Below are 20,350 nucleotides of genomic sequence, written 5' to 3' on the forward strand. Positions count from 1 at the left end.
CCCATGATCGATATCGTCCGTGACCTTCGGCCGCTGTTCGGACCTGCGCGCGATCAAGGCGCGCGGCCGACATGCCTCGCATTCGCCGCGAGCGACACCCACGCCGGGCTTCGCGACGGCTGGGCACCGCTGTCGTGTGAATTCGCCTTTCATGCCGCGCAGAAACGGGCGGGCAGACCGCCGACGAGCGGCGCACTGCTATCCACAATGCTGGACGCGCTACGGCTCGATGGCCAACCCGACGAGAAAGGCTGGCCGTATCTGGCTGCGGTTCCAGCCGATCATCGACTGTGGACGCCGCCGGCGACCGTTGGCCCGCTCTATGGCCGCAACGGACAGAGGGATGGAACCGACCTGTCATCCATCCTTGCCGCGCTGGACCGTGACACGCCGGTGCTCATGCTGACGATGCTGTCACGGTCTTTCTTCCAGCCGCGCGGTGATGGCGTCGTCGATCCGGCGAACGACGAACTCCCCGAGCCAGCGCAACGGCACGCGGTCGTCGCGGTCGGGCATGGAACCGTGGACGGCATCCCGGCCATTCTCATCCGCAACAGCTGGGGACCAGGTTGGGGCTTGGAAGGCCACGCCTGGCTTACTGAGCGCTTTCTAGCGCCGCGCCTTTTCGCCACGGCAAATTTGACGGAGGAAGTCGATGTATCTTCCCATACCGCCGCAGCCTGACTGCGTTGCTGGCTGGCGCGAGGCGGTCCGGCTCGTCGACCTCGCCACCGGACACCAGGCGCAGAATGTCGTCATCTCCGTGGCCGAGCCGACTGCGCGCGCAACACTCGCCGATCCCGTCGTGGCGGAAGTCGATGCCTTCCTTTCGGGCCATGGCAAGAAGCCCATCGAGACGGTCGCCAACACGATTTTTCCGGCAGCGCTGTACAGGCGCTACGGCGCGCCGCAATTCTTCGACCGGTTTCGCGACAACGTGCTGCCGAAGGTCCGGAGGTCGGGCGCTTGGTCGGGCTATTATTTCGAACGGATGATGGAATTGCCCCGCGCCGACGGCCAGCCAATCAATCAAATCTGGGGCATCGTCGAGCGCCTGCGCAACCCGAACGTCCGAGCGCTCAACAAATTCGAACTGCTGATCTTCGACCCCGCCCGCGACGTGAATGACTCGCCCTACGGCGGTCAGTGCCTGAGCTTTGCCAGTCTCAAGCTGATCGGCAAGGGCGACGATCGTCGCCTCGGCATGACCGCGCTCTACCGCAATCACTACTATATCGAAAAACTGCTCGGCAATCTGATCGGCCTCGGCCGTCTGCTCGAATTCATCGCCAAGGAAGGCGGGGTCGCGCTGGGTCCGCTCACGATCGTCTCGACCAACGCCACGGTCGACACCGCCAACTGGAACCGCGGCGATCTTAAGCAACTCTTTGAGCGCTGCGATCAGGCGAGCGCACATCTCCTTGCTGCGGCGTGAGGCGCGCCCAACGGCAGTTCTAGCGGCTCATCGTTGTCATCCGCGACACCGTACAGGCTGAACATGCCCTCGATGAACTCGCGCTGCCCGCCGTAGCTCGGATGGCGGACCGCGGTGGTCGGAATGTCGAGACCGTCCAGCGCCAGGTGAGCATCGCGCCCGATCGCGACGATCTGGCGGGGCCGGATCATTGACACGAGGGCTTGCAATATCGGCCAGGTCGCCTCGCGCTCGCTTCGCGTGTGGCATCGGTTCGACATCGGATCATCCGCTTCATGGGGATGGAACGGGAAAACGTTCCAGAGCATGACAGGCTGACCGATCCGCTCTAGCACACGCCAGACGATCGCCGCGGTGCGCTCCGCCACGGCGGGTCCCTGCGTCGCACGTTCGAATGCGATGCCGCCCATCAGCGTACCGGCATGTCCGAGGTGAATTTCGTCGGTCAGCGGTACGCCCGTACGCCGCCCCCCGCGATAGCCGAGATCACGCGCGATCCAGATCGTTTCGACGCGATGATCAAGCGCCGCGGTGAGCAGCATTTCGAGATTGTCGCGGCGCCGGGCGGCGGCGTCGCTGCGGTCATGGACCGTGCAGCGATCGCGCCAGGGATTGAACACTGAGGGAAGTTCGGTCGCCGCCAGGGTGGACACAAAGGATTTCGGGGTCATGACGGCAATTCCTTGATACGCAGGCGGCGATTGGCGAAGTCGATCAGGACGCGGCCGCGCCGATGCTCCTGAAGGAAGCGGAAAGCCGTATAGCCCTGGAGGATCGCTTCCTCCCAAAGCCACAGCGGACAGCGTTCTGATTCGTAGCCGGCGACGAACTGGCGGACATGCTTCAGCATGTCCAGCGGAAGGCCACCGCGCTTCACGTTTTCAAAGTACCGGAGTTGCTGCGCTTGTCCGAAAATCCAGGAAGTTATGCCCTCTTCGATGAGAATCGCCCGAGCACCGTCTTCGGCGTCGTCGAGTTTCGGATCGCTCTTGCGCTTGAGACGGAGCAGCGCACGCAGCACTGGCGACCAGCCAAGCACCGCGACATAAGCGTAGTGAAAGACATCGTGGAAGCGATAGTCGTCGGGTTCGAGCGCGTTGTCGGTGAGCCGGTCGCCGACATACACACCGCTTGAGCGTTGATACACGAATGTCTGCCCGCGAACGGTGCGTTCATAGACGTCGATCGCCATCCGCCGCGGCAATTGCTCTTCTGGGTCGAGCGCCGCATCGGTCGGCGCCGGATAGATGCGCTCGCGCGGCCAGCGATCGAAGATCTTGTGAAGATTCTTCACGGCGGCAGCCTCGATGGTAACACCGGATTCGTTTGCCGCCTGGATCAACCGGCGCATGACCGCGACCAGCCGGCCCGCGAGTGCTTCGCGGTCCTTCGCAAGACCGCCCGCCTGGAAATCGTTGATGAGCAGCCCAACGTCGCCTGCCAGCGCGAGCAGGCTATGCTCGAACTGCGGCATCGGTGCCTTGGCAAGCGGAATGTGCTGCGGCTGCAGCGCATGGAAACTGAGCGTTTCGTTGCCGCCCGTCTGCCATTGTCCGCCGTTTGTCGCCGCGGCGGCAGCGATGTCGCTGAGCGCCATGCGGCTGCGCCGTGCGATCGCCGCCAGATACCAAAGGACGTCACCAAGCTCTTCCGCGACGGCGTGAGCGTAACCCAGGTAGGAGGCATCGTCGCGCTGCTTTTTCTTGGCCTCACTGAGCAAGCTGCCGACTTCGCCGAAAAGGCCAAGCATCGAGAAGCCCAGTGCGCGGCCACCGCTGCGTTGATCAGTCCGCGCGGCCTGCTTCGCATAATCCGCAACAGTGAGAGCTTCGAAATCCTCGCTCATCGCCTGCCCTTCCGGCGATCCGATATCGCGTCTGCGGGGACGCTCACGCCATAGGCTTCAAGTGCCCGCAGTACGATCATCCGGATCGGCTCGCGGGAATCGAGCGACCGTTGACCGAGATCGCGTTTCGTAACGGCAGGAATCTGCACCTGAAGATGCTCGTCGCCGACATCGGTTTGCGCTGCGATATTTTTCATGAATCCATGAAAACATAATTTCATGAAAATAGGAAGCCCGAATCCTCCGGATCAGGAGACGCTCGGCCCGCTGCGCTGCCGCCCGAGTGTCCAGTTGATCCCGCCGTCGCGCATGATGCCCGAGACCGATTTGCCGACATGGCGATCGAGAACAGAGCGCCACGGCACCAGCGTGAAATCGCGCGACCGTTCGATGAGCGCATGGCGACCACTCGTCATCTCGACTGCGCGCACGAGCCTGCCTTGAACAGCCTCCCCCTCTCTGGCCTCGGCGAACGGAACGCCTAACTTGTCGGAGAGCTGGCGGGCGACACGCAGCAATTCTCGCCGCTGGAGCGCGGCGAGCATCCCTCGCCGATAGACCGTCTGCCCATCCTGTTCGTCTGCAAGCTGTTCGGTGATCAGCCATTGCCGTCGCATCGCCTGCGCTGAACGAACCTCGCGGCCGAACCCGGCATCGCGCACCGGCGCTGGGCTGGCGGCAACCAGCTCACGATCGAGCCAGGTCGCGGCCTCGGCCGCTGGCAGATTGTCGAGCGGGACGGTCGACAGCGCCTCGATGGCGACGGGCCGGTCGTGGAGTTGGCGCGCCTCGAACCGAACCACCTTGTCAAGATGATCGGGCGTGACGATCCAGCTTCCATCGGGATCGCGTTCGACATTGCGGGCGATCTTCCGCATCGCCTCCAGCCGGCGGACATGGGTTTCGGCGAAGCCTTCACTGGCGCTCGGGTCCTGCTGCAAATGCGCGTCGATCGTGTAGCGTCCGTCGTTCGCGGCGGCGACTTCGACAATCGTGCGATCGACCGGGCGAACGCCGCCCTCACGCGGCACGATCCGGACGATGGCGTTTTCGGGGGTCGGATCGACCATCTCGCCCTCGCCGATCTCGGCATAGTGCGTGCGCCCGTCGATGCCGTCGATTAGCAGATAATGGCGGTCTTCATGCTCGTCCGCCAATCCCCGCATGATAACGCGGCCGATAATCGGCGCGGCTTCCTGCGCCGTCGGATCATAGATGACGCGATCGGCCGCGGCACAGTCGAGCTTCCGCGCGGTCAGCTCGCGCTGCATGGTACGGATGATATCGCCACGCTCCCCGATCCGGCGCAGTGTGTTCGCGAGGTCGGGCTCGAGCCGCCAGGTGTCGCTGCCGATATGCGAGGCGAGTCCCATGCGCCCAAGTTTCTGCAAGCGGCCGACGCGAACCGATTGGTGAAACGGGTCGCTGTCGCTCGCGCTGACCAGGCGCATACTATCCATGTCGCGGATCAGCCGTCGGTCGATCGCGGTCAGCCGCTCCACGCCAGTATCGCTGCGAAGCCGCTCCTCGATTTCAAGGTCGGTGCGCGGCCCGAGGTCGAGGTTGGCGATCTCGATCGCGCGTTGCCTGGCCCCGTGCGAAATATATTCGCGCGCGATCAGCAGATTTTCGCCCCGGTCATTCACGCCGCGCACAACGATATGCGTGTGCGGATGGCCGGTATTGAAATGGTCGACTGCCACCCAATCCAGCCTCGTGCCGAGATCCTGCTCCATCTGCGTCATCAGCCTGCGCACAAAGGGCTTCAAGTCCGGATATTGGTCGGCGTCCTCGGCCGACACGATGAATCGAAACTGGCGGCGGTCGCCGTCGCAGCGTTCGAGGAACACCTTGCCGTCGGCGACATCCTCGTCGGCCGAATAGAGCGCGCCGGGCTCGCCCTCGCGGGTCACGCCATCGCGCTGGATATAACGCAAGTGCGCCTTCGCGCCGCCCATACCTTTCCCGCCAAGTCCAACAGGCCGTATCTTGACGATCACGCGGCGCGACCGGAACGCGCCCAATCGGTCGCGCGATCTGAGCACCCGTGCAACGCTCGCGCCACGTCCGATCCGGCTGCCGTCGAAGCGGCCACGCCTGCCGGTTTTTAGCCCTGCGCGCTTTGCCGCTTTCACGACGCGGCTCAGGTAGCGCTGCTCCTTGCCCCGGCAGCGCATCCGGCCCAGGTGCGGTTCGAACTCATCATCGCGCATAGCGGCGTCCTTCCATACCGGAATGACGCTCCCCGCCGATAAGAATGGCGCGTCCTCGCCAGAGCGCAAGGAGTCTCGCGATTGGGATCGGAAAAGCCCAGAAAACCGCCATTCCTGGCAACCCTGTCTCGCACTCAAAGGGCGAGTCTCGCAAAAGCCTTCAAAAAACGATGTGCAGACAAACACTTACAAAATCGCGAGATTTTGCCTCTATCTTGCCGTCAAGCCCGACTGCCACCTGCCGCCCCAGACGCCCGCTTTGCCTTCCCGCCTTCCCGATTAGAAAAGGGGAGCGGCGCCATGCGGCACCACTCCCGCGAACCTGCCCCTTCAACAGCGCATCGCCTTATTGCCAGCCTGCCTGTTCGGCCTGACGCAGCGCCCGATTGCACCGCTTCAGCCTCTTCTCAGCGGCCCTTAATTCGGCTTCGATCTGCCGCCGTTCTGCCGCGTCATCGCACCATGAAAGCTCCGCGCGAAGCTCCTCGATCTGTTGTTCAACCGACATCTCATCCTCCTGATACAAGCGAAAGATGAGCCATCGCCCGGCGGGGAGCGGGTCGGGTCAACCACCGCGCAGCGGCCGCGAAGCGGGCGACGGGGGAGCCGATTTTCTCGTCGCCGGAGTGGAGCGAAGCGGAACGCAGGTGGCGTGAAAATTGGGGGAACCGTCGATGGTTGAGGCGGTCCGTTCGCCGCCGGATACTCGGTGCTTGCTGAGCGGATTTCTTCCTCTCTGCAGGCCCGCAAGCGCGTTCCGGTGCAGGAAAAGGCCCACGCCGAGCCCTCAAGGCATGAGGAAAGCCCCGCGCCGGGTGACCGGCGCGGGAGCGATCCGGCTCAGTCGCCGGGGTTCCAGATGACAGCGAACGCGTCGTCGTCGTCCTGCCCGGCGGCGCGGCCGAGATTGGCGTAGAGGGTGCGGCCGCCAAGTTCGGGGGCTGACATGGCGAGGCGGACATATTCGCGCTGGCTCACCTCGCCGGTGCGGATCCAGCCGCCGCCCAGTTCGACGCCGTTCGACAGCACGCGGTAGTCGGGCTGGTCCCCGGTCTTACCGCGATTGGGGATGATGGCGATCTCGGCATTGACCGAAAGCGTCTTCAAGGCGCCCCGGAACGAACCGTCGTTCTGGCGCTGGACATGACCGATTGCGGGCATTTCTCGTCTCCTTCACACAGTCGCCCGACCCGATGCCGGGCGATGGGCGGACCGAAGGGACGGCCCTTGAGCGCGCTGCGAACCGCAGGCCGAAGCGAAGCGGAGGACCGGAAGCGCGGGGCTGATTTGGAGCGAAGCGGCCGCGAGGAGCGCCGCCAAAGCGGCGCGGGGAAATCAGTTCCGCGCGATGGTTTCGCGGGGCGCGCGGCCGTCCCAGGTCATGCGCCCAAGGAGCCGGCGACGGGGTGGTGAGACACGAAAGGACGAGATGCGCGCGCGGACAGGAAGCCCAGTCCGGCGTCCTTCCGGGAAGCCATGATTGCTTTCGCGGCCACGAAGCGGCGGCTATAGCCTCACGGCGATGAACGAAGGAACGACGATTGCGGGGCAGATCGAACGGCTGATCGTGCGGCTGGACGGCGCGGCGGTGTGCGATGCCTGCGTGACTGACCGGCTCAACCTGTGGGTTACCGCACAGGCCAATGTCGTCACCCGCGCGCTCGGCGGCACGCGCGGATTCGAGCGGCAGAAGGACGAATGCACGCTATGCGGAAGCACCCGGACGGTGATCCGCCGCACCGCCCGGTAGGTCAGGCGGCGGGGGTTTTCGGCACGCGAGCGCGCGGTGCGGCGCGATTTGGGCTAGTTGCCGTCGCCCGCGAGCGCGCGCGCCAGCGGCTCGTTGGTCGCCTCGATCTCGATGCGGTCTGCGAAAATCGCGCACCAGCCGCTGCCGAATTCACCGATGCGGGGCTTGGAACAGGTCATCGCCCAATCAAAGCCTATCGGCCCCTTGGACAACGTTTCGGCGCAACATCGCTGGACGACCACGGCGATAGCATAGGCGTCGAAATCGTCCATGCTGGCGAAACACACGATCCGCACGGCTGGGTCGTCGGGGCAGGTTTCCGCGATGAAATCGGCTCCGATGGTGGGAAATTCGGGATCGTTGAACGCCTCGCGAAACCCGCTCCACGGCACGTTCGCATCGTCCGGCGGAAAGGCTGCGAGCAGCGCCGCGCTCGGCGGATCGGGCGCGTCGTCATTCGCCAGCGCGTAGCCAGCGTTTGCGACTTCCTCGATCAGCGCGCACTCGGCGGCGGTGCAGCGAAAGGCGAAGCTGCCCTGAATCCAGATGTCAGCCATTGCTCGCCTCCTCCCGTTCGGGCGTGATGACAAGCGGGGGCACCGCGAAGTCGGCCGCATCGAAATGCGCGATGATCGCCGCATAGCTGCCCAATCGCTCGGCGGTGCAGCGCCCCATGAGGATATAGTCGTCCTCGTCGGCAGCGTAGCTTTGCGGTTCGCCGCTGCCGGTGAACACGGTGCGTTCCGCACCCCACTGGCAGGCATAGGCGCCCGACCAGCGCGCGAAGAAAAGCCCATGCGCGATGCAGAAGGCTTCGAGTCCCTCGAACCGCCCCCAGGCGACCTCGTGCGCCATGAGCGCCAAGGGCTCGCCCTCGGGCAGATCGCCGAGCGCGAAGGGTTCGCCGTCCCATTCGGTGGACAGCCCTTCGTTCGCGATGGCCTCGGCGAAGGCGGGAAGCTGGCTGGCGGGGAGCGTCCCGCCGATGGTGATGGATGCCGAAACACGGTCGGCCATGACAAGTCTCCTGTCTGAAATCCGCGCTGCGAGGGCCGCTTGCGGCCGAGCGGCGCGGCGATTTTATGGGGGGCGGAACGGGCGGCGGGTGCGCCGCCGCCCGTCCAGTTTCATGCGGCTTCGCGCTCGGGCTGTTCCTGCGGCTCGGCCTTGGCAGGGGCCGGAAGCGCAATCACCGCGCCGGGGCCGGTCGGTTCCGGCTCGCGGTCGGGGCGCGCCGCGAGCACCTTGGCATGAGCCGCGACGGTGCCGACGCCGCCGCGCGCCGTATAGGCAGCGGGCGGGAACGCCATCCATTTCGGCACCCAACCCTCGACCTTGGGCCGTCCGTTCGTGCCGTCCAGATGGTCGCGGACGATGCGCTTCAAGACCTTGCCCGGTTCCTTCGCATTGGCGGCGGCGACAGGTTCGCCCGCCACCTCGGCGACGATGCGGGTCAGCACCTCCTTGTCGCGGACACACTCGAAAAAGGCGTCGTCGGCCTGCCAGTAGCGGGCCATATCGACGCCGATCTCGCCGCCCACCGCCTCGACGGCGGCGCTGCCGCTGGCGAGCGTTTCGCCCATGACGATCACCACCACGTCCATGACGGCGCGGTCGGGCACGTCGAGCAAGCGGAGGAACACGCCGACAAGTCCGAAGTCGTCGCCGTTGCCGCCGGCCACGGTCGGTTCCTCGGGCGAGAAGCCGAGAAGGTCCAATACGGCGCGGCGCTTCGTATCGAAGTCGGTTTCCGCGCGGCAGGTTTCGACGCTTTCGGCAACCAAATCGTTGCGCGCGGTCTGCGGCTCGGGCTTGATGGTCCAAAGCGGCGAACCGACGATGGCGTGCGCCACCATCAAGCGCAGCGCGACCTTGGGGTGACGGGTCAGCGCGGCGCGCACGGCCGCGTGGCGATGCAGGTCGATATAGGTCTGCATCGTGCTCGTCACCTCGGGGCGCGGCACCTTGGGAGCGGTGTCGATCGGCTCGCCGCGTTCGAGCCGCTTGGCCTCCTTCGACGTGACATAGCCCTCGTAAAAGTCCACCTCGCCGCTCGCGCGCACGTCGATATAGACGCGCGCCCCCTTGCGCTTGGGAGCCTTCACAAACTCGTAGCGATGGAAGTATTCGCCGCGCGGGACGATCACGACATCGCTCCATCCCTCGTCGAGATAGGCTTCGCGGCGATCCTCGATGGCCGCGTCCTGCTCGCGCCAGAAGGCGTCGGCGTCGGCGAAAAAGCGATCCTCGCCGAACAGGTCGGCGATGATCGCGAGCTTGAGCCTCTCGACGTCGAACAGGGCATGTTCGACCTTGATCGACGCGCCGCCGAACAGCCAGTCCTTCAACTGATGGCCGGTCGGGCAATAGGCGTCGGGGTCGCTGAACAGCGCCAGCCATGCCTTTTGCTGGCTCGTGCTCGCCAAGGTCAGGTGCCGGACGGTCGCCGCGTTGATCTCTTCCTTGCGGTAGAGGTCGCGGATGCGCGGCAAGAGATTGCCGAGCGCGAGGATGCGTTTGACGCCAAGCTCGGGGATGCCGAACGTCGCGGAAATATCCGCTTCGTCGCGGCCTTCCTTGACCAGCCGGGTGAAGGTTTCCCAGCGTGTCACCTCGTCGGGCGCGAGCCGCGCGATATTCTCGATCAGCGACGCCTCGATGGCGGCGGCATCGTCGCCGTTCTCGAGAATGGCGCACGGCAAGGGGTCGGCGCTGCCGGTTTCGCCCGCGACGATCTGCGCGGCGGTGAAGCGCCGCGCGCCCGCGACGATCTCGAACGCATCGGGACCGCAATTCGGTCGCACGATCAGCGGCACGAGAACGCCGCGCGCGCGGACGGTCGGAAGGATGTCGGACACGTCCGGCGCCTTCTTCGCGTAGCGCATATTGGCCTTGCTGACGGACAGCTTGCCAAGGTCGATAAAGTCGAGTTTCATTGGTCTGCTCCTTCTGGAGCGCCGGTCCCGTTTGTCTTGCTGGATGGGCGGGACCGGCACTCGATGCGGCGAAACGCGCCGCGCGTCACCCGCCTCGGGGCGGAAGCTCCTTGCCGTTGCGGCTGTCGGCCGCGCGGCGAAGTTCGGTTTCAGCGAAGATGATCGCGCCCGCCCGCCGCGCGGTCTCGGCCCATGTCGAGAGCGGGGCGAACGGTTCGAAATGCTCGTCGCGCTCGATGAACAGGCCGAAGGGCAAGCGGACGCTCGCCATTTCGGACAGGCTGAATGTGCCGAGTTCGGGAAAGCCGAACCCCAAGTCGGCAAGGCCGAACAGCGTGTCGTCATCATCGTAAAGCTCGGTCGCGAGCCATGTTGCCGCGCCCAAGGGATTGAAGAATTTGACCAGCGGAACGGGATCGGGTTCTGGCGCGCCATCGCGCGCGGCGGCGCAGCGGGCCAAGTCGTTCGCGCGCAGCGCGAAGCGCAGTTCGGGGGTCAGCAGGATCATGCCGCCGCCCTCCGCTCGTCGCTTTCGCTGGCCTCGGTATGGCGCGCCATTATCCAGTCGGCGGCCTTGCTCGCCGCGCTCGCGGCGCAGAAGATGGCGCGATTGTCCTCGCGCAAGACCTCCAGCCATGATGCCAGATAATCGGCATGGCGCACGGTCGGTTCGATGCCAAGCGCGGCGCAGAGGAAGGCGCTACCCATTTCGGCGACATATCCTGACAGTCCAGCCCTAAATTGCACCTTCGTGATTTTCATCGAGGTGCTGGTCATGCTGCCAACTCCTCGTGCTGGGGCTGCTGCGCCCACATCCAGTCGGCGGCTTGTTGGGCTTTACTGGCTGCCGTGAAGATGGCCCGGGGATCATCCTTGAGCACCTTGAGCCATGAAGAGATGTAAGCAGCATGATCCGGGCGCGGATGATGGGCGATCCCGAGGTCTGCCAGGATCAGCCCACTGAGAATTTCCACGCAGCATTCGTCGGCCGCATAGGAAGCAGAACCGAAGCGGCCGGAAAGGTCGCGATCAAGACGATGCTTTGCCCCTGTGGCATGGCCATGTTCATGCAACCAGACGCCGTAGAATGCGGCTGCGTCGCGGAAACACTCGAAGGTGGGCATATGAACCGTGTCCGTCGAGGGACGATAGAATGCCTCCGAACCGCCGAAAATGGTCTGGATGCCAAGGTTGGCGATGAACGCCTCGGCATGGGCGTGGCGATCGGCCTCTGGCAATGTCACGACCGGGGGCGGCGCAAACCCATCGACCTGAGCGACGTTGAAAACCGAAAAGGCTCGAGCGAACATCTTTTTGCGGCCGCCTTCGTCGTCCTCAAGCGCATCGCCACCGCCGGACTCGACCTGCTTCCAGAAGACAACGGTCGTCGCCCGCTCGCCCTTGCGGACCTGAGCGCCGGCCGCTGCCCACTGCCGATAGGTGCCCCACAAGCCATCGGCATAGCCACCGTTCATGGCCGCAACCCAGAGCGCGACCGTGTTGATGCCACGGTACCTTTTGCCCGAGCCCAGGTTGGACGGGCGCGCAATGCTGGTGCCGTTGTGGTGCCAGGGAGCGCGCCAATCTCCCGGACCATGTTCGATCGCGGCGATGATCTCCTCGGTTATGCGGGTGTAGACGTCGGCGCGCGCGGCCGATGCGGAAGAGCGGAACATGGCGGATCTCCATGATGGGCGAAGCGGGGCTCTCCCGCTCCTTCACTCCCTCACGTGATCCGAGCCCCCTCTTCCTCTGCCGCCGACTGCGGCGGCAACGCGCCATCGGGCGCAATCTGGGCCAGCACGGCCTCGATCCGGCGAAGATCCTGTTCAACAGCAATACGCTGCAATCCAGACAGGCGCTTCTCGCGCAGCAACGTCCGCGCCTCACCAGCGCCGCGCTCCCATGCCGGCCTGTGGCGGGCGGTGATGCAGGCGTTGGGGCAGCGGGTCGGCTCGCACAGGGCGGTGAGCGGCTGCCCGGGATCGGGGGTGGTCACACGCTTGAGGCAGAGCGCTGTCGCGGGATCGAAGAAGCAATCCGCGAGCGGACCGACATGGAAGGTGCGCGCAACGCTAGCGAGCATGACCCGCAGCCGGGACCGGTCGGCGATCATGGCGGGCAAAGGGGCCAGCCTGTCGGCCGCATCGTCGAGCGTCCGCGCGATGCGCGGTCCCGCCGGACCGCCAAGCGATGCGCCGCCCTGTCTCCGGTCGAAATAGCCCAGCAGGTCGTCGAGCTGGCCGAGCCGACGCTGCGCCTCAACCTCGGCGCGGAACCCCGATGCGCTGGTCCCGGCATAGCCCTCGAAAGCGGCAACCGAGGCGTGCTTATACTGGATCATGCCGGCGATAGTGCCGAACGGACGGTTGGCGATATGCCACGCGATGGTGCGCCGAAACTGCCGCGTCGTGATCCGCCACGGCTTGCCATCGGGTCCGGGCGGGACGACCGGCGCATCGGGGCTGCCGAAGGCGGCGTTGAGGTGGTCGCGGAAGACGTTGAGCTGACGAACTACCTCGCTCGACAGGTGCGTCTTGGTGACGGCGCTCGGGCGCAGCACCGGCCAGAGCGTATCGCTGCCACTGGCGCGCGCTGGTCTTGCCGAGAGGCGTTCGAGCACCGCGATCGCGTCTGCGACCGGCTCGATCGTCACCCAGCTCGCCGCCTCGCCCAGGGCCGACCGGCGCTTGTAGATGGTCGATCGGATGCGATGCCGCTCGATCAAACCGTCCTCGGTGCGCACGATCGAGAGACAACCGCGCCGCATCGCCTGCACCTCGCAGTCGCGCATGCCGGTTAGATAGGCGCACAATATATAGGCGGCGGCCTGGAGCATGCGTTCCTCGTGCGCGAGGGTCTTCGCGTCGAAGCGTGCGCGCCATGGTCGACCGCTCTCGGGATCGATCGAGATCGGTGTGTCCATGCCGCCCACTTCGACCCCCAGCTCGGCTGCCGCTGCCTCGATCAGCCTCGGCTCGCCGCCAGTCAGCATGAGATGCGCACGCGGTTCCGCCCGCACATCGATCCCGGCATGAAGATGAAGAAGGTGGGCGTTGATCGGCGGGGTCACGGTGCCAGTGTTGGGATCGACGCGCACCTTGCCGTTGTGAGCGGTGCCCCAGATCGGCAAGCCGCGCCCCTCGCGGCGGCGGCGATCGAAAAAGGCCGTGAGCCGGGTGCGGCGACGTTGCTGGCGATCAGCCTCCGAGAAGCTGGAATCGGCGACGACAAGACGATCACGCCGCGCTTCGAGCCGGTCAAGCTCGCGGCGGGCTGCGAGAATATCGTGTGCGAAGACGGTGACGTAGCGCAATGACCAGGCGAGCAGCGCGGCGATGACGTCTTCCGGAAACCGCGGGGTGCGGTTCTCACGTACGTGCCGATAGCCTGCGACGCGCGCGGGCGTTCGCCCGGCCCAGGGCTCGAAAGCGATGCCACAGTCAGGCAGGTGCTCGCGCAAATGATAGAGATCGGTGATCACCTCAAGGAGCTGGCCGACGATGATGGGTCGCCGGGCAGGATCGTCGCGAAGATGGCGGGCATAAGCATCGACCAACGCCTGATCGATGCGGGCAAGGTCGAGCCGTCCGAGCGTCAAGCGCACGAAGGCGAAGAACCGGCGTGCCCGGTTGAACGCCTGCCGGATGCTCGCGGGCGGCAGCTTCTGGCGGTAACCGGGAAGATCGACGTTGAGGCGCGCGTAGAGATAGGCGCGCATCGCCGCCTGCACGTCGGCGTGTTCGAGCACGTCGAAATGCACGGTGACATGGCAGCGCCGGGCGTTCTCGCGGAAGACGGCGGCACCGAGATCCCAGCTCGGGTCGCCGACGCGCGACAGCTCTTCGCGGGCATGGCCCGCCTTGAGCGGCGCGGTCGCCAGCACGGGCCGATCATCGAACGCGGGTGCGCGAACATGGGCGGGCATGGTCATGCGCGTGCCTCCGGCGGCAGATAGAGCCGCTCGTTCTCCATCTGCCGACGCGCCGCTGCGACAACGGCATCGGAGAAGGCCGGCAGGACCTGAGTGGTGATGCGGGCGTGGACGCGACCGAACTTGGCCGCCCAGTCGCTCGCCGGCAGGCTCCGTCGCTGCTCTTCGACGAACGTGAGAAAGGCGAGGATCCCGGGGAGCTTGCGCGCGGTGATGACGGCGTTGGGGCAATCGAGGCAACCCCAGAAAGGCTGCGCGCAGGGTGATCCGGCCTCGGCGAAGGGACTGCTATGGAAACCCGCGCAGGCGGCGAGCCAGACATCCTGTTCGCCGTCGAGCAACGGACCCACCGTATCCGGCGGCATCAGCGGCGCGGCCTGTTCGGGCGCTTCGCGCAGCGCCTGCTCGGCCGCGGGCGGGAGCACGGTCGGCATCGCGGCGGCGACCGCTTCGCGAAAGGCATCGGCGATGGCCGCCTCGTGCAGGGGCCGGAGCGATGGCAGATCGGCATAGTGGCGCGCCGCGACCTCGCGGGAGTGGCCGACCGCGAAGCGGGCCAAATGCCCTTCGGTCTTGGTGTACCACAACGCCTTGTGGGTCTTGCGAAGCCGGGAAAGTAGCAGATGGAGTGGCTTCTCGTCATCGTCGACGAGGCCGTGGCGGCGAGCCCAGGCGGGGAGTTGATACTTGAGGTCAATAATGCCGGCACGAAGGCCGCCGACGTTGTGATAAACCCAGAGATAATCGCCGGGCAGGTGCTCGCGGGCGGCCGCGGTGACGCCGATCAGGCGGCGGATCAGCCCACCGGGCGTTCCGCCGCCACCGTCGCGGACGCGCATGCTCTTGTGCTCGGCGCCGCGAGCGCGGCGCTTCAGATAGCGCAGCTCCACCGTGCCGGCATGGGCGTTAGTCAGACAGTCCTCGGTCAGCGTCTTCAGGCACTCGGGCTCAAGACCGGTATCGAGTGTGAGCAGCACGAGCAGCGCTGGCAGATCGCGCGCGAGCAGATGGTGCCGGCCATGCAGGTCATCGACCAGTGTGCTGATCGGCAATCCGCGCCGCAATCGCATGAAATAGAGGCTCTTCAGCGCGGGCTGGTCTGCGGCGATAAAGCCCTGCCGCGCGATGATCGCTTCGACATCGGCGCGCGCCCTGGCGATGACCGGGTCGCGCTCATCGATGCGGTCATCGGTGCCGAGACGGCGAAACATCGCGTCGATATCAACCCTTGCGGCGTCGCGCAGCGCGCGGGCGACAAACGGGCTGTAAGCATCGCGCGGGGTCGAGCGGCCCGCCGAAGTGGCCAGCGTATAGCGCAGCCGCTCATACAGGTCGGGCGCGATCCGATCGGGCCGGTCTGCCTCGATCGCGCGCAGTGTGTTGATGACCTTGCTCACCGTTATGTGCCGGTGGATCGGGCTCATCCCACGTCGTTCGAGCGCGGATGCGAAGCCATCGATATGGGCTGCGCGCAGGTCGCTGACGCCGGCCACCTTCGGCGCCTCATCGCCGAGCCAGGTAAAGAAGTGACGATAGACCTGAATATACTGCTTGATGACGCTGGCCGCACCGATCGCCCCCCCGAGCGCGGCCGACCGGCGTAGCGCACCGGCAAAGGCGATGGCGAGCGGGCGGGGATCGAGCGCGGTCATATCGACCAGGACCGTCCCGCCATGCCGTGCCTCGATGGCGAACTTGAGGCCAAGCACCGGATCAGGCTGCGGTCGCTCCGGCGTGATGGGCGCGAAGGAGACGGGCCGGCCCTTGCGGGGACGCTCGCTCATGCGCCCTGCGGTCCCGGCAACAGCGCCAGCAGTTCCTCGACGGCCGCATCCACCGTATCGGCGCGGGTCGCGATATGATCGAGATAGATATAGGTGGTGGCGAGGCTCGCGTGGCCGAGAAGGCGTTGCACCTGTTGCAGCGGGTCGCCCAGGATCAGCCGATAGCTCTCCACCGGACCCGCCGGCAGCGCGGCCTCGCGCAGTCGCTGCTGGATCAGCAAGGCGAGCATATGGACCGCGAAGGTGTGGCGAAGCTGGTGCGGGCTGATCGACAGCGGAAAGCCGTGCTCCGCACACCGCTTGCAGGCGCGGGTGAAGATCACCTCCCACGAGTTGGGGCGGACAGGCTGCCCGACCTCTGTCAGCCATAGCGCCGCCGGCTCGCGGGGCGTTCCATCCTCGTCGCACAGGATAAGGCGGCATCGTTCCTCCGGGGTGCAGACGTCGCGCATGCGGTCGAAACCGGCGCGAGTGACAGGGATCGGTCGCTCGAATCTGGCCGCGCCGTCGCGCGCGGCGAACTTGGCCACGCCCGCAGTCCGCTCTACGGCGACATAGGCGGCGATCTGGCGAAGCAGACGGCGCGGGACCAGGATGCTGCGTCCACGGTCGCCCTTGGTGAGCGGCGGCGGCAGGCGCAGCCAAAGCTGCGCCGCCTGACCATCGTCGTGGTCGATGGCCGCGAGTTCATCGGCGAGCAGGCCCGACGCCTCTTCAAGACGCAGGCCAGTGGTAACGAGAAGATCGGCGAACAGCGCATTGCGCAGCCCGTTGCGATCGCGAGCGCCGGGGCGTTCCGTGCCGTCAGGGGCGAGACCCCGCAGGCCGACCTCGCGGAAAATGCGGTAGTCGTCCATCGTGACAAACCGCACGTCCGATCGTCTGGCCACGCGCTCATAGGCGTCGTTGCGCGCCGCGATCATGCCTCGACGGCCACCCTGCGCCGGTCGCCACACGGCGAGGCGGCTGAACGGCGCCTCGACGATCAGCCCCTGTTGCTCGCCCCAGCGGTAGAGACGATCGAGGCTGGCGACGGCCCTGTTCCAGCTTGCCGCCGTGATCCGGTGATCGGCCTCGTCGCGGCGTCGCTCACGATGATAGGCGTCGACATCGTCGCGGGTCGCAGCCCACACCGTCTTGCCACAGGCATCGAGAAAGCGAAGCCAGACCGCGACATCATAGGCGTAGGCGCGAAGCGAGTGGCGGGAGCGGACCCCCGACAGCGGCAGGTCGAGAAAAAAGCGATCCAGATCGGGATCATAGAGCGCGTCGCCGTGCAGGATCAGCGGCACATGCGCATCGAGGCCCTTGGCCTCACGCCGCTCGCAAACAGTAATGATCGACACCGGCGCAAAACCCTCCCCCCGGACCCCCCACCCGGAAGCTGACCTCACACCGATGCGCCCTATGGCCCGGCAGTTATCAGGCTGGCCTTCGCCAGCTCTTGGGTCAGCGCTACGGCCAGCCTGATAACTGCCTACCGTGGGCGTCCATCGCCGACCTTACTGCAATGTTGCGGGCGGCGCAGACTGTCCAGATAAGGCGACCAGTTCCTCGCGGGCGTAGTCCTTGCTGCCGAACGGGTTGAGAATCTTGCGGTCGAGGCGCGAGGCGTGGCCGGTCGAATGGGTCAGTTCGTGCAGCGCGGTGCGATAATAGTTGATCTGCTCGAAGAACGCGGGTTGCGGCGGAACCTGCACATAATCATGCGCGGGTACATAGAAGGCACGGTTGCCGCCGATGCGGAAATCGACGCCCGATGCGGCAATAACCGCTTCGGCGACGGGCACGATCTGGCGTTCGGGGAGCGGCGCGGGGCCGGCGGCAAGGCCGGGGCGCAAGCCTTCGCATTGCGCGACGTTGAACACGGTGAAGCGTTTGAGGAAGGGCACGGCGCGGGCCTCGTCGCCGGTCAGGCGTGCGCGTTCCTTCTCGGCCTCGGGGGTGAAGCGGTCGGCATAGACAACGGTGGTCCCGCGCTCGCCCTTGCGGACGTTGCCGCCTGCTTCAAGGGCTTGGCGGAAGGTCAGCCACGATTGCGAAGGATAACCGCACTCGATAACCGCGCCCCAGAGAATGAGCACGTTGACGCCGCTGTAATTGCGGCTGGTGAGCGCATTGCGCGGAAGGCCGGGGGCGGCGGAGAAGCCTTGACCATTGGGGCGGCCCCAAGGCTGGACCCAAGGAACGCGGCCCGCCTCAAGTTCGGCAACGATCCGGTTCGTCACCTCGTCGTAAAGATTGGCGCGCTCTGCCGGGGGCTGGCTCCTGCCAGCTTCTCCGCGCGCGCGATGCTTGCCGCTCTGGCGCATGGCTATCCTCCTGCACCGCCCCAAAAACCCCAGGGCCTCCCCCGGAGCGGGGGTGGGCGGCGAACTGCGACCTGCCGGGCGCGGCCAGAAGGCGGTCCGCACCCGCAGGGCCGCAATGCAATGGAGGAGCCGAGCCCGAGCGCAGTCGAGGGCCGGCTTGCGGGACGCCGGGCCGGGCCCAGAAGGGAGCGCCGTCCACCCGTGCGACGAGGGGAAGGCCCAACGAAAAACGCCGCCGCGCCGGTCAGGCGCGGCGACGACAGGCCGGAGCAAGGCTCCGGCATCCCGCCAGTCCGATCATCACCTTTGGCCGGGACGCGCGAAGCGTGGCCCGGTGGAGCTTGGCGAACGGATGTGAGCCTAGCGGAATAGAGCGGCGGTCGCGCCGCAGGCGCGAGGCGCCCAAAAACCCGGATGCGTCAGGTCAGACCCTGCCGTCTTGACGCACTCTCGCCATGGTCGCCTTACGCGACGGTGACGCGGAGGCGAGCACTCGGCCGACTGACCCGCCGCGGATCAACCGTGCAGCGGGGATCCGTGCGAACCGGTGCGAGCGGTCATCGCGGGCAACAGGCTCATCATGGCGGCACTGGCGATGATGATCGCGCCGACCGCCGCGGCGATGCCGGTCGCGGTCGGCCGCGCGCCGCCGAGATGCATCAGGCCGGAGACGACGCTGTGGCCGGCGATCCCGGCGGGCACAGCGAAGAGAAAAGCGACCGCCCCGCGAACTGGAACCGGCAACCGTGACGCGATGAGCATGCGTCCGATCAGCAAGGCCGCGACGCCGACGACGAGGCCGAGAAGCAGGCCGAGCAACAGCCCCAGCTCGCCACCCGCCGCCCACAGAAAGGTGGCCGCACCCAGCCCGACCGGGAGCGCGAAGACGGCGAGCCGGAACATCGCCCAGGCGAAGAGGACGATGCCGGTGGCGGAAAGGATCAGACCGAGCAGCATGACGACCAACTCCATAGCCTCGGAACATAGCAGAAACACGAATCCGCATGAAGCCCGGATCGGTGCTCACTACGGACGGCCTGGCGCAGCCGTCTCGGGCGGCCCTGCGCGTAGCACGACGAACAGCGTGGCCGCGCCGGCTTCGCTCCGGCCGGCAGGGGGCCGGTCGCCGATCGCGAAGAAGATGGCATTGGCGGTACGCGGCGTTGCACTGGCGGCCGCGACAGCCGACTGGGAATTGACGGGCACTCCGGCGACGCTCGCGAGATAGGCGCGGGTCTCGCCGGGCAGCGCGCGGCCGGTCCGCACGTGCTCGGCATAGCGTGCCGGTCCCGCATTATAGGCTGCGAACAGACCGGGATAGCCGAAGCGGTCATACATCAGGCGAAGATAGAGCGTCCCCGCCAATATGTTGTCGCGCGGGCTATGTGGATCGGACCCGAGCCCGAGCCGCGCGCGCATTTCGGACCAGGTGCCGGGCATGAGCTGCATCAGCCCCATCGCGCCGGCGTGGCTGGTGATCGGGCGACCGTCCAGCATCGTGCGTCCGCCGCTCTCGGCGCGCATGACGCGCTCGATCCATTCTACCGGCACGCCGAAACGCGCCGAGGCTGCCTCGATATAAGGCCGCCAGTGAACGACCGACTGCGCGCCAGCCGGCGCCGCCGCTAGCAGCGCCAAGGCGGTGATGGCGACCCTCAGCCCAGCCACAACAGCCGCGCCTCGCCGATGACGTCGCCGCGCGATGTCGGTCCGAAATAACGCCCGTCGAACGAATCCGGGCTGTCCATCAGGAGGAACAGCGCACCGGTTCTCAGTGTCACACATCCGCTCCACCGCGGCATCGGCCGCCCGCGGCCGTCAGCTTCGCGGCGATCAGTGACTGGGCGGCCATTTACGGAGATATCGCGACCACGGGCGCAAACGCGGTCGCCGGGCACGGCCGCGACGCGCTTCACCAAAGGGACGTTGATCGGAATGTAGCGCCGCTCGGCGGCGAGCCGGCGCCAGCGGTCGGGCACGCGGGCCAGCACCATGTCGCCAGCCGCGATGTCGTGACGGCCGCCAACGGCATAGAGGCCGATCGGCGCGCTGGCCGACACGTTCCAGACCAGCCGCGGCGTCGGGGGCAGCGCGATCGTCGCCGTCAGCGCGGCGACGCCAACACTGATCAGCACGGAGG

The 20,350-nt window shown here is 66.4% G+C and carries 21 protein-coding genes and 1 pseudogene; 3 read left to right on the forward strand and 19 right to left on the reverse strand.

Annotated elements, in window-relative coordinates:
- Nucleotides 1-3: 3 nt before the first annotated feature.
- Together SPYCA_RS01690 and SPYCA_RS01695 are read left to right on the forward strand one after the other, a co-directional pair.
- Entirely contained in the window at nt 4-684 is a 681-nt protein-coding gene (locus tag SPYCA_RS01690) for a C1 family peptidase (protein ID WP_058454886.1), read from the forward strand.
- Nucleotides 656-1,435 carry a hypothetical protein gene (locus SPYCA_RS01695; RefSeq protein ID WP_058454887.1) on the forward strand — a complete coding sequence of 260 codons (780 nt, stop codon included), beginning with the start codon at nt 656-658 and terminating at the stop codon, nt 1,433-1,435. Before SPYCA_RS01690 ends, SPYCA_RS01695 begins: the two co-directional genes overlap by 29 nt.
- Here SPYCA_RS01695 and SPYCA_RS01700 read toward each other — a convergent pair.
- The 6 genes from SPYCA_RS01700 to SPYCA_RS01725 all read right to left on the reverse strand — a co-directional run bounded on the left by SPYCA_RS01700 (nt 1,402) and on the right by SPYCA_RS01725 (nt 6,655).
- On the reverse strand, nt 1,402-2,106 hold the full coding sequence (locus SPYCA_RS01700; RefSeq protein ID WP_017499944.1) for a uracil-DNA glycosylase: 705 nt from the start codon (nt 2,104-2,106) through the stop codon (nt 1,402-1,404). The two genes, SPYCA_RS01695 and SPYCA_RS01700, sit on opposite strands and share 34 nt — an antisense overlap.
- The gene (locus tag SPYCA_RS01705) at nt 2,103-3,032 is read right to left on the reverse strand and encodes a pyrophosphatase (RefSeq protein WP_232003626.1); all 930 of its coding nucleotides are present in this window, start codon (nt 3,030-3,032) and stop codon (nt 2,103-2,105) included. The genes SPYCA_RS01700 and SPYCA_RS01705 overlap by 4 nt, the downstream gene beginning before the upstream one ends.
- Before the next feature lie 245 nt (nt 3,033-3,277).
- Nucleotides 3,278-3,478 (reverse strand): hypothetical protein, encoded by a 201-nt coding sequence (locus tag SPYCA_RS01710; RefSeq protein ID WP_017499946.1) that lies wholly within the window; start codon nt 3,476-3,478, stop codon nt 3,278-3,280.
- A gap of 51 nt (nt 3,479-3,529) precedes the next feature.
- On the reverse strand, nt 3,530-5,494 hold the full coding sequence (gene rlxS, locus SPYCA_RS01715; RefSeq protein WP_058454888.1) for a relaxase/mobilization nuclease RlxS: 1,965 nt from the start codon (nt 5,492-5,494) through the stop codon (nt 3,530-3,532).
- Between the two features lie 346 nt (nt 5,495-5,840).
- Entirely contained in the window at nt 5,841-6,020 is a 180-nt protein-coding gene (locus tag SPYCA_RS01720; RefSeq protein WP_058800220.1) for a hypothetical protein, read from the reverse strand.
- A gap of 314 nt (nt 6,021-6,334) precedes the next feature.
- Nucleotides 6,335-6,655: a DUF736 domain-containing protein gene (locus tag SPYCA_RS01725; RefSeq protein WP_058454889.1), complete on the reverse strand. Its 321-nt coding sequence runs from the start codon at nt 6,653-6,655 to the stop codon at nt 6,335-6,337.
- Between the two features lie 361 nt (nt 6,656-7,016).
- On the opposite strand from SPYCA_RS01725, the gene SPYCA_RS01730 reads away from it, so the two are divergent.
- Complete coding sequence (locus tag SPYCA_RS01730) at nt 7,017-7,244, forward strand: hypothetical protein (RefSeq protein WP_058454890.1); 228 nt, start codon at nt 7,017-7,019, stop codon at nt 7,242-7,244.
- A gap of 53 nt (nt 7,245-7,297) precedes the next feature.
- Here SPYCA_RS01730 and SPYCA_RS01735 read toward each other — a convergent pair whose 3' ends face one another.
- The 13 genes and pseudogenes from SPYCA_RS01735 to SPYCA_RS01795 all read right to left on the reverse strand — a co-directional run bounded on the left by SPYCA_RS01735 (nt 7,298) and on the right by SPYCA_RS01795 (nt 20,345).
- On the reverse strand, nt 7,298-7,801 hold the full coding sequence (locus SPYCA_RS01735; protein WP_058454891.1) for a hypothetical protein: 504 nt from the start codon (nt 7,799-7,801) through the stop codon (nt 7,298-7,300).
- Nucleotides 7,794-8,261 carry a hypothetical protein gene (locus SPYCA_RS01740; protein ID WP_017499952.1) on the reverse strand — a complete coding sequence of 156 codons (468 nt, stop codon included), beginning with the start codon at nt 8,259-8,261 and terminating at the stop codon, nt 7,794-7,796. The genes SPYCA_RS01735 and SPYCA_RS01740 overlap by 8 nt, the downstream gene beginning before the upstream one ends.
- A 110-nt stretch (nt 8,262-8,371) precedes the next feature.
- Nucleotides 8,372-10,180 carry a ParB/RepB/Spo0J family partition protein gene (locus SPYCA_RS01745; RefSeq protein ID WP_058454892.1) on the reverse strand — a complete coding sequence of 603 codons (1,809 nt, stop codon included), beginning with the start codon at nt 10,178-10,180 and terminating at the stop codon, nt 8,372-8,374.
- Between the two features lie 85 nt (nt 10,181-10,265).
- Nucleotides 10,266-10,688 (reverse strand): DUF2958 domain-containing protein, encoded by a 423-nt coding sequence (locus SPYCA_RS01750; protein WP_058454893.1) that lies wholly within the window; start codon nt 10,686-10,688, stop codon nt 10,266-10,268.
- On the reverse strand, nt 10,685-10,957 hold the full coding sequence (locus SPYCA_RS01755; protein WP_120218715.1) for a zincin-like metallopeptidase domain-containing protein: 273 nt from the start codon (nt 10,955-10,957) through the stop codon (nt 10,685-10,687). The genes SPYCA_RS01750 and SPYCA_RS01755 overlap by 4 nt, the downstream gene beginning before the upstream one ends.
- On the reverse strand, nt 10,954-11,856 hold the full coding sequence (locus SPYCA_RS01760; protein WP_120218716.1) for an ArdC family protein: 903 nt from the start codon (nt 11,854-11,856) through the stop codon (nt 10,954-10,956). Before SPYCA_RS01760 ends, SPYCA_RS01755 begins: the two co-directional genes overlap by 4 nt.
- 50 nt (nt 11,857-11,906) lie before the next feature.
- Nucleotides 11,907-14,114, reverse strand: a complete 2,208-nt coding sequence (locus SPYCA_RS01765) for an integrase (RefSeq protein ID WP_120218717.1) — start codon at nt 14,112-14,114, stop codon at nt 11,907-11,909.
- Complete coding sequence (locus SPYCA_RS01770) at nt 14,111-15,898, reverse strand: hypothetical protein (protein WP_120218718.1); 1,788 nt, start codon at nt 15,896-15,898, stop codon at nt 14,111-14,113. The genes SPYCA_RS01765 and SPYCA_RS01770 overlap by 4 nt, the downstream gene beginning before the upstream one ends.
- Nucleotides 15,895-17,244: a tyrosine-type recombinase/integrase gene (locus SPYCA_RS01775; RefSeq protein WP_120218719.1), complete on the reverse strand. Its 1,350-nt coding sequence runs from the start codon at nt 17,242-17,244 to the stop codon at nt 15,895-15,897. The genes SPYCA_RS01770 and SPYCA_RS01775 overlap by 4 nt, the downstream gene beginning before the upstream one ends.
- A 180-nt stretch (nt 17,245-17,424) precedes the next feature.
- Nucleotides 17,425-18,210 (reverse strand): annotated as a pseudogene (locus SPYCA_RS01780) (ArdC family protein); the annotation flags it as partial.
- A gap of 516 nt (nt 18,211-18,726) precedes the next feature.
- Nucleotides 18,727-19,167: a hypothetical protein gene (locus tag SPYCA_RS01785; protein ID WP_137775485.1), complete on the reverse strand. Its 441-nt coding sequence runs from the start codon at nt 19,165-19,167 to the stop codon at nt 18,727-18,729.
- Between the two features lie 69 nt (nt 19,168-19,236).
- Entirely contained in the window at nt 19,237-19,878 is a 642-nt protein-coding gene (locus SPYCA_RS01790; protein ID WP_058454896.1) for a lytic transglycosylase domain-containing protein, read from the reverse strand.
- Complete coding sequence (locus SPYCA_RS01795; RefSeq protein WP_369815587.1) at nt 19,866-20,345, reverse strand: S26 family signal peptidase; 480 nt, start codon at nt 20,343-20,345, stop codon at nt 19,866-19,868. Before SPYCA_RS01795 ends, SPYCA_RS01790 begins: the two co-directional genes overlap by 13 nt.
- Nucleotides 20,346-20,350: the final 5 nt, after the last annotated feature.

This window comes from Sphingopyxis sp. FD7 (genome assembly GCF_003609835.1).
In the GTDB taxonomy this organism is placed as follows: domain Bacteria; phylum Pseudomonadota; class Alphaproteobacteria; order Sphingomonadales; family Sphingomonadaceae; genus Sphingopyxis.